Origin of the sequence: Micromonospora sp. NPDC023956, assembly GCF_040639195.1 — a bacterium.
Classification (GTDB): domain Bacteria; phylum Actinomycetota; class Actinomycetes; order Mycobacteriales; family Micromonosporaceae; genus Micromonospora.
On sequence record NZ_JBEZZN010000019.1, the window covers coordinates 1 to 11,827 of the forward strand.

Consider the following 11,827-nt stretch of genomic DNA (forward strand, 5'->3'; position numbering starts at 1 on the left):
GGCCGGAACGTGAATGAGGTACGAGCAGGTCAGATGCTCTGACGGGTGCCTGACCTGGAAGGCGAACCGGGTTCGAATCCCACACCCTCCGCCTCCCGGGCAGCGCCGACGTCCCCTGAACGGCGCGTGACAGCGCGACGTTCCCGGTTTCGTGAGTCGGCCCCGTTCCCGTTCCGCTGGTGACGCGGATCGCACTGGTCGGGTCGGGTCCGGGTCGGCGTGCCGGACGCTCCCTCGATCCTCGGCCGTCCGGATCTCCGCCGCCACCCGGGTGTGCCGGGGCGCGGCGGACCACCCGGGACGCTGGCGTGCCGAAGGCGCTGCATACCGGCGGTTCGGCCGTCCCATATAACGTTTCAATGAGCAACTTGCGCGCGTCGCATTGAAGTTAGAAATATGTTACGGCCGCCCCGTCGACGCGTGAAGCGCGCAGTTGATCCTTTCTGGATGATCTGTTCAGTGCAATATCAATAGCTCTGAGTCATTGACAAGCTTGACGATGCTGATGCAGTCTTGCTGCGGAAGAAATCGAAGCAGCGAGTTACGCGTTGTAGCGCCACGGGGGACGTCACAGCATGCGCGAAAGATCCGCGAACTGGTGGAGAGCTGGCCCGCCGGCTGCCGTTCCTCGGTGGCGACCGCCCTGCTCTCCTGTTGCTGCGGCTCGGTGTGCGCCGACTCGGCGCCACCTGTGGGCGAGGTAGCAGAACCCCGGCCGGAGCGGTCAAGGAATCGTCGTGAGCCCGTGCCCGGCGCGTCGCCGTGACGCCTGCCCCCGAGTATTTCCCTTTCCGTGCAACTCTGCTCGCAACAGGGAGAAGTGAATTGACCATCCTCTACAGGCAGAGGCGGAAATTCGTCCCGGAAACATCACTGGTCAGCTCCGCTGCTCTCGGGCGGGTGGGCGTCGGCGAGGCGCCCGGACACCATGGCGAGTTGCTCCAGGGAATGTTCCGGTCCGAGCGGGGCCGGCGATGTCGCGCGTTGGTCACCCTGGCCCATCCCGAGTACGGCACCCGGGCCTATTTCCGCCCCCGGAGCGGCGGCGGTGTCGCCACGACCGATCCGTTGCTGATCAAGGCGCGGCGCGCTGCGGAGCTGACCCTGCGGGAGTTGGCCGGCGATCACCCGGCACCGGCCGGCGGCGTGGTCGAGATCGTGAGCAACATCCCGCGCGGACTCGGCATGGGCTCCTCGACGAGTGACGTGACGGCCACGATCAGAGCGGTGGCCGACTGCCACGACGTCGTCCTGCCGCAGAGTACGGTCGCCCGGCTGGCGGTGCTGGCCGAGAAGGCCTCCGACTCCGTCATGTTCGACGACGCGGTGGTGCTGTTCGGGCACCGGGAGGGCACCGTCCTCGAGACGCTCGGCTCCGCCCTGCCGCCGCTGGTGGTGGTCGGCTGCGACACGGATCCGCGCAGCGGCGGGGTGGACACCCTCCAGCACGCGGTGGCCGAGTACCGCGATCAGGAGATCGACACCTTCGGCGTCCTGCGGGCGGCACTGCGCCGGGCCGTCGCGAGCGGCGACGCGGCGCTGCTGGGCCGGGTCAGCACGGCCAGCGCCCGGATCAACCAACGGTTCCTGCCGAAGCCGGCGCTGGAGGACCTGATCAACCTGTGCCACCGGCTCGGCGGGTGCGGCGTGCAGGTGGCGCACAGCGGCACCGTCGCCGGGCTGATGTTCGACGCAACCCGTCCCGGGACGACCGGAGCCGTGGAGCGGTGCGTGTCGGCGGTCGAGGGCCTGGGCCTCCCGGTGATCACCGTCCTGCGCACCGCGCTCGTTCCGGCCCGTGAGGAGGTCTGTCGGTGATGGCGATCCGCGCACCGTTCGACGAGATAACCGCCGCCGAGGAGATCCCGAAGCTGGTCCGGTTGACACCGAACCTCTACGCCGCCTCCTTCACGCTGATGAAGCTGATCCCGGCACGCCACATCCTGCGCAAGGCCGTGGGTACGGGTGAGATCGGCCCGGAGACGCTCATCGCCGAGACCACCTCGGGCACCTTCGGCCTGGCACTGGCCATGCAGGCGGCACGGCTCGGACGTCGTCTCGTCCTGGTGAGCGACCCCGCCATCGACGACCGCCTGTACCGACGGCTCACCGATCTCGGCGCGGTCGTGGAACGGGTCCGGGAGAAGGCGGCGGTGGGCGGCTACCAGGGAGCGCGGCTGGCCCGACTCGCGGAGATCCAGGCGGAGCACCCGGACAACTTCTGCCCCCGGCAGTACTCGAACCCCGAGAATCCACGTTCGTACGCGCTGGTGGCGGAGTTGCTGGCGGAGAGCCTGGGCCAGGTCGACTGTGTGGTCGGGCCGGTGGGGTCGGGCGGATCGATGTGCGGCACGGTGACGTCCCTCCGGTCGCTGCTGCCGCACTGCCGGGCGATCGGGGTGGACACCCCGTACAGCGTCCTGTTCGGCCAGCCGGACGGGCACCGGGGACTCCGGGGGCTCGGCAACAGCCTGATGCCGCAGAATCTCGACCACCGGGTCTTCGACAGCGTCCACTGGTGTTCGGAGTCCCTGGCCTACCAGGCGACGCGTCGCCTGCACCGGCAGTTCTCGATGTTCAAGGGGCCGACGAGCGGCGCGGCCTTCCACGTCGCCCACTGGTGGGCACGGGCCAACCCGGATTCCCGCACCGTGGTCATGCTCCCCGACGACGGTTACCGGTACCAGGACACCGTCTACGACGACGACTGGCTGCGCGACGACGGCCACCTGGACCGGGCGGCGCCGGAGGTGCCGGTGTTCCTGAGCGACCCACGGGTCCCGGACGGCGAGTGGTCGGCCTACGAGTGGGGCCGGCGGCCGTACGACGAGGTCGTCTCGTCGCTCGACGCACCGGCGGGTGCGCGATGAGCGGGACCGGCCGACTCGCCGGGCAGCTCGGCCGGCGCAGTCAGCGGGTGGTGTACGGCGAGCTGTCCGCCGCCCGGATCGAGGAGGAGCTGGACCTGATGGTCCGGGTGGACCGCGCCCACCTGGTGATGCTCGCCGAGCGGGGGATCGTCGCCGGTGAACTCGCCGCCACCCTGCTGCGGTGCGTCGACGAGCTGGCGGCCGACCGGTACCGGGCGCTGGTGGGGCGACCCGCGCCGCGCGGGCTGTACCTGATGTACGAGGGGTACCTGGTCGAGCGCCTCGGCCCGGACGTCGGCGGCGTGCTGCACACCGGACGCTCCCGCAACGACCTGAAGGCGACGATCACCAGCATGCGGCTGCGGGACCGGGTGCTGCGCCTCAGCGAGGAGGCGGTGCGGCTGGAGGGCGTCCTCCTCTCCCGGGCCCGCGCCTACCGCGACGTGGTCATGCCCGTGCACACCCACTTCCAGGCCGCGATGCCCATCACCTACGGCTACTACCTGCTCGGGGTGGCCGAGGCCGTCGGCCGGGACGTCACCGCCCTGCACACCGCCGCCGAACTGGACGTCTGCCCGCTCGGCGCGGGGGCGGTGGCCGGCACCGACCTGCCCATCGACACCACCCGGACCGCCCGGCTCCTCGGGTTCGACCGTGGACCGCGACACGCGCTGGACGTCGTGGCCAGCCGGGACGTCCTGCTGCGGATCCTCGCGGCGGCGGCCGGCCTCTCGGTGACCCTGAGCCGGCTGGCCACCGATCTCCAGCTCTGGAGCACCGAGGAGTTCGGCTTCGTGACGTTTCCGGACCGCCTTGTCGGAGGCAGTTCCGCGATGCCGCAGAAACGTAACGCCTTCCTTCTGGAACACGTCCGGGCCAAGGCCGGGGAATCGGTGGGAGCGTGGACGGCGGCGGCTGCGGTGATGAAGAGCGCGCCGTTCACGAATTCGATCGAGGTCGGTACGGAGGCGGTCGGGTGCGGCTGGCCCGGACTGGACGCGGTGGAGGACGCCGTCCTGCTCGGTCAGGTACTGGTCAGCGGTGCCCGACCGGTCGAGCACCGGATGCGGGCCCGGGTCGAGAACGGGTTCACCGTGGCGACGTGGCTCGCCAACCGGCTGGTCGGCAGCGGCGTGCCGTTCCGCTCCGCGCACCGCATGGTCGGCGAGGCGGTCCGCCGCGCGGTCGAGGCCGGCTCGACGGACCTGGCGAAATTCGGTCCGCCGGGCTGGCTGGACGACCTCGACCTGGTCGAACTGGACGCCGCAGAGGTCGTCGCCGGTCAGCGTTACGGTGGCGGGCCGGGCGAGTTCGCCACGGTGGCGGAACGGGCCGCCGTGCTCTGGGCGGCGCATCGCGGATGGCACCTGTCGTGGCTCGACCGGCTGACCGGTGCCGACCTGGCGCTCACGGCGGCGGTCGGCGAGTGGCTCGGCGAATCGCCCGACGCCGGGCGTCGAACAGTTCCGGAACACGGGACGGATTCACGAATCGAACAGTCGTGAACAGGTTGTAACCGCGTCTTTGACGGCCCGTCCTCACGGTTGTAGCATCCGAAACCTCTACTGTGGGTAGACGTGTTCTGCGGACCAGGGATGTTTGTCGGATCCGCGTCCGGAGGTCGGTAGATCGTCACGTCGGTGTCCAGCATGCCAACCGATCCACACACCTGCGGGGATTGATAGCAGTGACGAAACGCGATGCGTTCCACACGTCGGTGGCCGGGACCACCGCGATCGTCCGGGGCGGGAACGACCACACCTCCGGACGGTCGGCATGAGCGCCTCCCGGCCGTGGCTGGTCCTCGTGGAGAGCAACACCACCGGGACGGGCCGCCTCTTCGCCAGCACCGGCCGGGCGCTCGGCCTGACCCCGGTGCTGCTCGCCGCCGATCCGGCCCGGTATCCGTACGCGACGGCGGACGGCCTGGAGTGCGTGCCCGTCGACACCGGTGACACGCGGGCGTTGGAGGCGGCCTGCGCCGCGCTCGCCACCCGCGCCCCGGTCGGCGCGGTCCTCTCCAGCAGCGACTACTTCGTGCTGGCGGCCAGCCGGCTGGCGGCGCACCTGGGGTTGCCCGCGCCGGACCCGGACGCGGTGCGGACCTGCCGGGACAAGGGCGCCCAGCGGCGTGCCCTGGCCGACCGCCCCGGCGCGGTGCGCTTCGTCGAGTGCGTCGACGCAGACCGGGCCGGCGAGGCCGCCGGGCAGCTCGGCGGCGACGTCGTGGTGAAACCCTGCTTCGGTTCCGGGTCCGAGGGGGTCCGCGCCTGCCGGGGGCCGGAGGAGGCTACGGCGTGGGCGCGCGAACTCCTCGCGGTGCGGCACAACGAGCGTGGCCTGCCCGTCGAACCGCGGATCCTGGTCGAGGAGCGGATCACCGGTCCCGAGTACTCGGTGGAGATGCTGGACGGCACGGTCTACGGCATCACCGCCAAGCACCTGGGCGAGGAGCCCTTCTTCGTCGAGGTCGGGCACGACTTCCCGGCCCTGCTGGACCGCTCCGTCGCCAGCCGGATCGCGGCGACGGCACGCGACGCCGTCGAGGCCCTGGGGCTGCGGTCCGGTCCCGCGCACGTCGAGATCCGGCTGGCCGAACGGGGTCCGGTCGTCATGGAGGTCAACCCCCGGCTGGCCGGTGGGATGATCCCGCACCTGGTGCGCCTGGCCACCGGCCACGACATGATCGCCGCGACGATCATGCGGGCCGCGGGCCGGGCCGTGGTCGCGCCGGACCCCCGTCCCCACCACCACGCCGCCATCCGCTTCCTGACCCTGCCGGCCAGCGGCGAGGTGGCGAGCGTCGCCGGGCTGGACCGGGCCCGGACGGTCTCCGGCGTGGTGGACGTGGTCTGCACGGCCACGGTCGGAGAGCGACGGGAACGCCACCACTCGTTCCGCGACCGGATCGGCCACGTCCTCGCGGTGGGCGAGACGGCGGCGGACGCGGCCGCGGCGGCCGGCGCCGGGCACGCCGCGATCACCGTGTCGGTCGCCGAACCACGTGCGGTGTCGGCGACGCCGCCGGGTCGGTGACGACCCGGTCGACCGGACCAACCAGCAGTACGGAAACGGAGACCGACGTGCCTTCTCTGCGGGTCGCTGTCCTGCGCGCGGACGACCACCACCACCGGTACCTGGAGTCGCTGCTGCGGACCCGGTTCGACGTGGTCTTCGCCGCAGTCGAACCGGGCGCGGCGAAGGTCGCCCGGCTGTGGAGCCGCCGGCGGTACCGCGACTACGCCTACTTCCGCTACCACGACATCCGCCGCTCGTGGACCGGCAAGGACCGCTACCGGCGCGAGTACTTCCGGCACCACCCGCCCCTGTACGCCGACGCGGACAACGCCGTCGTGGTGAACTCGATCAACGCGGCGGAGGTGGCCGACGGTCTCGCCGCCGCGCGTCCCGACGTCACGGTGGTGATCGGCTGCTCGATCCTGGGCAAGGCCGTGCTGGCGGCGGCCGGTGACCGGATCGTCAACGTGCACGGCGGTCACCTGCCGGAGTACAAGGGCAACCACTGCGTCTTCTTCGCGCTCTACCACGACGAGCCGGAGAAGGCCGGGGTCACCATCCACCACGTCAACGCCGGCGTGGACACCGGCCCGCTGATCGACGTGGTGCGTCCGCCGGTGCACGGCGGCGAACTCGCGGAACACCTGTACTGCCGGGCCGAGAAGATCGCGTTGCACCGGCTGGTGGGCCTGTTGGAGCGGCTGGAGGCGGGGGAGGAACTGCCGACGAAGCCGCAGCCCCCGCACGGCACGACGTACCGCACCCGGGACCGTGGCCCCTCGCACGACCTACGGATGTGGGTACGCCAGTGGCGGGGTCGGCGTCCCCGTCCGGTCACCGGCAGCGGCCGATGACGCAGCAGACCCGGCTGGACGCCGACCTCCCCGCGCCGACCACCGCGACCGGGTCCGACCGGCGGCAGAGCGTGGGGGTGCTGGCGGGGGTGGGGGCCTACACCCTCTGGGGCCTGCTCACCCTCTACTGGCCGCTGCTGGAGCCGGCAGCGGCGGTGGAGATCCTGGCCCACCGGGTCGTCTGGTCGCTGGTGCTGGTCGCCCTCGTGCTCACCGTCCTGCGGGACTGGCGGTGGGTGCCCTCGCTGTGGCGGGACCGACGGCGGCTCGGCATGCTGATGGCCGCCGGCTGCTTCGTCGGCGCGAACTGGGGGCTGTACATCTGGGCGGTCAACAGCGACCACGTGATCGAGGCGTCGCTGGGCTACTACATCACGCCGTTGTTCAGCACCCTGCTCGGTCTGCTGCTGCGGGAGCGCCCGACGGGCGTCCAGTGGACGGCGATCGGCCTGGTCGGCGTGGGTGTGCTCTGGCTCGCGATCGACGCGGGACGGCCGCCGTGGGTCGCCCTCGGTCTGGCCGTCACCTTCGGCTTCTACGGCCTGTTGCGCAAGAAGGCAGCCATGCCGACCTGGCGCGGGCTCGCCGTGGAGACGGCGACCCTGGCGGTTCCGGCGGCGGTGTACCTCGCCGTGCTGGGCTCGGCCGGTCAGGGGCACTTCGGTGGCGACGCGGGGCACTCCCTGCTGCTGGCGAGCACCGGTCTGGTCACCGCGCTGCCGCTGGCGCTGTTCGGGTTCGCCGCGGTGCGCACGCCGCTCACCGTCATGGGCATGCTCCAGTTCCTGCTGCCGACGATCCAGTTCGTGATCGGGTACGTCACCCTCGACGAGCCGGTGACCCTCGGCGCGTTCGGCGCGTACTGCCTGGTCTGGATCGGGGTGGTGGTCTTCCTGACGGCGTACGCGACCGCCGGTCGGACGGCGCGGACCGGCCGACCGGATCCCTCCTGACGGGGTGTCCACCGCTCCCGGTTGGGGCCGTCGCCCGGTCGGTCGGGAAGGGCCGGTGCCGGGAGTTCGGGTGACCCGGTGGTTTTCCGTTTTGTCGGACCGCGCCCGGGTACGGCTTCGGGAGTCTACCCACCCGTGTTTCCTGGAGGACCCGCCCAGATGGACCCCCGCAAGCCTGTCGAGGCTGTCAAGCAGATCGCCGAGTCCGCCGCCGGGAAGGTGGCCGACGCCCTGAGCCCGGACGTCCCCGGGGCACCCGGCAGCGCGCCGCCGACCGTCGCCGAACCGACCACGCCCCATGACCCGCTGCCACCGAAACCGGAGCAGGGGACGCCGGACACCCGTACGCCGACCGGAGCGGCGACCGGGGTGTCCCCGACGGCCAGGGCGCAGCAGTGCCCCTACCTGACCACGGCCCAGGGGGCGCGGCTGCGCGACACCGACCACTCGCTGAAGGCCGGGCCGCGCGGTCCGGTCCTGCTCCAGGACCACCACCTGCGCGAGAAGATCACCCACTTCGACCACGAGCGCATCCCCGAGCGCGTCGTGCACGCGCGGGGCGCCGGGGCGCACGGGGTGTTCACCGGGTACGGCAGCGCCGAGGGCGTCACCCGGGCCGGCTTCCTCGCCAAGGGGAAGGAGACTCCGGTCTTCGTGCGGTTCTCCACCGTCCTGGGTTCGCGTGGATCAGCCGACACGGTTCGTGACACCCGTGGTTTCGCGACGAAGTTCTACACCGACGAGGGCACGTTCGACCTCGTCGCCAACAACATCCCGGTCTTCTTCATCCAGGACGCGATCAAGTTCCCCGATGTCATCCACGCCGGGAAGCCGCACCCCGACCGGGAGATCCCGCAGGCCCAGAGCGCGCACGACACCTTCTGGGACTTCGTCTCCCTGCACACCGAGGCGCAGCACCACACGATGTGGAACATGTCCGACCGGGGCATCCCACGTTCGTACCGGATGATGGAGGGCTTTGGCGTCCACACGTTCCGGTTGGTGAACGCGGCCGGGGAAACCGTGCTGGTCAAGTTCCACTGGAAGCCCAAGCTCGGCGTGCACTCCCTGACCTGGGAGGAGGCGCAGCTGCTCGGCGGCGTGGACCCGGACTTCCACCGCCGGGACCTCTACGACGCGATCGAGGCCGGTGCGTTCCCCGAGTGGGAGCTCGGCATCCAGGTCTTCCCCGACACCCCGGAGGAGACGTTCGCCGGCATCGACCTGCTGGACGCGACGAAGCTCGTGCCGGAGGAACTGGCCCCCGTGCAACCGGTCGGCCGGCTGGTGCTCGACCGGACGCCGACGAACTTCTTCGCCGAGACCGAACAGGTCGCCTTCCACCCCGGGCACCTGCCGCCGGGGATCGACGTCACCAACGACCCGCTGCTCCAGGGCCGGCTCTTCTCGTACGTCGACACGCAGCTCACCCGGCTGGGCGGGCCGAACTTCGCGCAGATCCCGGTCAACCGCCCGCACGCGCCGGTCAACGACATGCTGCGCGACGGCTTCCACCAGCAGGCCGTCCACGCGGGCGTGGCGCCCTACCGGCCGAACTCGCTCGACGGCGGCAACCCGTTCCCGGCCGGCCCCGACGACGGCGCGTTCGTCGACGTGCCGGTGACCGTCACGGAGGCACCCAAGGTCCGGGCGAACCCGGTCTCCTTCGACGACCACTTCAGCCAGGCCCGCCTGTTCTGGCGGAGCATGTCCGGGGTGGAGAAGGAGCACATCATCCGCGCCTACACCTTCGAGCTGGGCAAGTGCTACCACCAGGCGATCCGGGAACGCCAACTCCAGTGCCTGGCCAACATCGACCCGGTGCTCTGCGCGGAGGTCGCCACCGGCCTGGGCCTGTCCGCGCCGCAGCCGACCGTGCCGCTCGACGACGTCACGCCCAGCCCGGCGCTCTCCCAGGTCGGTCGGGAGTGGCCGGCCGACGGCCGGACGGTCGGGATCCTCGTCGACGCCACCGGCGACCTCGACGGTGTCGACCAGGTGCGTCGGGCGGTGTTCGACGCCGGCATGGTGCCGCTGATCATCGCCCCGCACGGCGGCACGGTGGGCGACCTGACCGTGCAGCGCACCTTCGCCACCGGTCGGTCGGTCGAGTTCGACGTCCTCCTGCTGGCCGGAGCGCCGACGCCGGCACCGGACGCGATCCCGGCGCGCGACGCCAAGGCCGGCGCGGCCGACTCGGTGACCGTGGACCCACGGGTGCTGCTCCTGGTCGACGAGTGCTGGCGGCACGCCAAGGCGATCGGCGCGTGGGGCGACGGGGTCGCCGTGCTGCGCGAGGCCCGGGTGAGCGGTACGCCCGGCGTGGTCACCGGCGACTCCGGCACCGAGGTCTTCGCCGCCGTGCAGCGGCTGATGGCCGCGCACCGGGTGTGGGACCGCTTCCCCGCCTCGGTGGCCTGAGCCGCCCGACGGGAGAGGCCGTGCCGCTGGGCAGGGCCTCTCCCGTGGCGCTCCGAGCGCTGCCGCCGGCTCACGGACCCGCGTCGAGGTCGGCCGCCGCGTCCGAGTCTGCCGGTGTTCGGGTGGAGGTCGGGGCGGGGTAAGAAGATGGGCGGAAACCGACTTCAGTGAGAGGGATCACCGATGACCCTGGAACGACCGATCGCCCCGGACCCGTACGAGCTGCTGCCGACCGTGGGGTCGTTCGCCCTGACCAGTGACGACGTGCACAACGGCGAGCCGATGGACGGGGCGTACGCGCACGGGAGCGTCGGCGGCGGGAACGTGTCGCCGCACCTGGCCTGGTCCGACTTCCCCGCCGGGACGAAGAGCTTCGTGGTCACCTGCTTCGACCCGGACGCCCCCACCGGCAGCGGTTTCTGGCACTGGGTGCTGGTCAACCTGCCGGCCTCGGTGACCGAGTTGCCCCGGGGCGCGGTCGAGGGCGACCTCGGCGGAGCGTTCAGCGTCCGCAACGACTACGGCCAGCACGGGTACGGCGGGGCCGCTCCGCCCGCCGGGGACCGCCCGCACCGGTACGTCTTCGCGGTGCACGCGCTGGACGTGGAGAACCTGGACGTCACGCCGGAGGCGACGCCCGCGTACGTCGGCTTCAACCTGGCCTTCCACACCCTGGCTCGGGCGGTGATGCGCCCGACGTACCAGGTCAGGGAGTAACCACGACGAGCGGAAGGGCCGCGGTCCCGGCGGACGGGCGCGGCCCTTCGTGGTGGGACCGGGTGGAAAGCGGTCGGGTGGAACCGCCGGTCAGCCGGGGACCCGGGCGACGGCGAAGACCGACTGGCCGAACGGCGGCCGGACGAGCTGCTCGGCGGCCTTGGTCACCGGCAGGACGGTGGTGTCGTACACCTTGACCATCGGGCCCTCCTTCGGCATCAGCCGGAAGACCTTGGTGGCCATGAAGTAGCCGATCAGGCCGAGCGCGTTGGCGTAGTGGATCCGCTCCACACGCAGGCCGGCTCCGGTCATCGCCGCCCCGAGGGTCCGCTTGGTGTAGCGGCGGACATGGCCGGTGGCGATGTCCGCCGGGCTCATCGCGAACTGGAACGCCGGCACGATGATGATCACCGCACCGCCCGGCCGGACCAGGTCCCGCATGCTGCGCAGGGCGTCGACGTCCTCCTCGATGTGTTCGAGGACGTTGTACGAGACGGCCGCGCTGTACTCGCCGCCGATCCCGTCGTGCGGCAGCAGCATCTGCCGGACCTCGATGGTCGGGTGGTCGACCAGGCGCTCCTTGAGCGCGATCAGCCGGTCCGGGTCCGCCTCGGTGGCGGTGAAGCGGGGCAGGTGCGGCGCCCACTCCAGTGCGTAGTCCCCGAGCCCGCTGCCGATCTCGATGGGGTTGTCGCCGAGATACGGGAGGGCGAGCTCGACGAACCATTGCCGGTGGTTGACGGCTGTGGCCAGGCCCTCCAGCACCTCGGACTGCACGCGCTGGTCCCCAGTGATTTCTGCCATGCGTCGATTCCTCACCATATGACTCGACCCGCACCCGGACCCGACAGAGTCAACCACCTGTGTCGTCGGTGGGGAAATCAGGTCACGGGGGGTGACCGGAATGGGGTTCGATCGGGGGTGCGAGATCTCTACCGGGCGAACCTGGCACATACTACGCCGGAACTCCGAAACGCACACCTTGCCGTCGGAG

General features: G+C 71.4%; 9 protein-coding genes. 8 read left to right on the top strand and 1 reads right to left on the bottom strand.

Features of this window, described 5'->3' with window-relative positions:
• Positions 1–936 precede the first annotated feature (936 nt).
• From AB0F58_RS26560 to AB0F58_RS26595, 8 genes are all read left to right on the top strand, one after another.
• Complete coding sequence (locus AB0F58_RS26560; RefSeq protein ID WP_357148363.1) at positions 937–1,818, top strand: hypothetical protein; 882 nt, start codon at positions 937–939, stop codon at positions 1,816–1,818.
• Positions 1,818–2,870, top strand: coding sequence for a pyridoxal-phosphate dependent enzyme (locus AB0F58_RS26565; RefSeq protein WP_357148366.1), 1,053 nt, complete (start codon positions 1,818–1,820; stop codon positions 2,868–2,870). Before AB0F58_RS26560 ends, AB0F58_RS26565 begins: the two co-directional genes overlap by 1 nt.
• Positions 2,867–4,375, top strand: coding sequence for an argininosuccinate lyase (argH, locus tag AB0F58_RS26570; protein WP_357148369.1), 1,509 nt, complete (start codon positions 2,867–2,869; stop codon positions 4,373–4,375). The genes AB0F58_RS26565 and argH overlap by 4 nt, the downstream gene beginning before the upstream one ends.
• A gap of 271 nt (positions 4,376–4,646) precedes the next feature.
• Complete coding sequence (locus AB0F58_RS26575) at positions 4,647–5,906, top strand: ATP-grasp domain-containing protein (RefSeq protein ID WP_357148372.1); 1,260 nt, start codon at positions 4,647–4,649, stop codon at positions 5,904–5,906.
• Between the two features lie 47 nt (positions 5,907–5,953).
• Entirely contained in the window at positions 5,954–6,742 is a 789-nt protein-coding gene (locus AB0F58_RS26580) for a formyl transferase (protein WP_357148375.1), read from the top strand.
• Positions 6,739–7,695, top strand: coding sequence for an EamA family transporter RarD (gene rarD / locus AB0F58_RS26585; protein ID WP_357148378.1), 957 nt, complete (start codon positions 6,739–6,741; stop codon positions 7,693–7,695). Before AB0F58_RS26580 ends, rarD begins: the two co-directional genes overlap by 4 nt.
• A 159-nt stretch (positions 7,696–7,854) precedes the next feature.
• Positions 7,855–10,116: a catalase gene (locus AB0F58_RS26590; protein ID WP_357148381.1), complete on the top strand. Its 2,262-nt coding sequence runs from the start codon at positions 7,855–7,857 to the stop codon at positions 10,114–10,116.
• A 183-nt stretch (positions 10,117–10,299) separates the two neighbouring features.
• Positions 10,300–10,833 carry a YbhB/YbcL family Raf kinase inhibitor-like protein gene (locus AB0F58_RS26595; RefSeq protein WP_357148384.1) on the top strand — a complete coding sequence of 178 codons (534 nt, stop codon included), beginning with the start codon at positions 10,300–10,302 and terminating at the stop codon, positions 10,831–10,833.
• Positions 10,834–10,923: 90 nt separating this feature from the next.
• On the opposite strand, the gene AB0F58_RS26600 is transcribed toward AB0F58_RS26595, so the two are convergent.
• Positions 10,924–11,637: a class I SAM-dependent methyltransferase gene (locus tag AB0F58_RS26600; RefSeq protein ID WP_357148386.1), complete on the bottom strand. Its 714-nt coding sequence runs from the start codon at positions 11,635–11,637 to the stop codon at positions 10,924–10,926.
• Positions 11,638–11,827 lie beyond the last annotated feature (190 nt).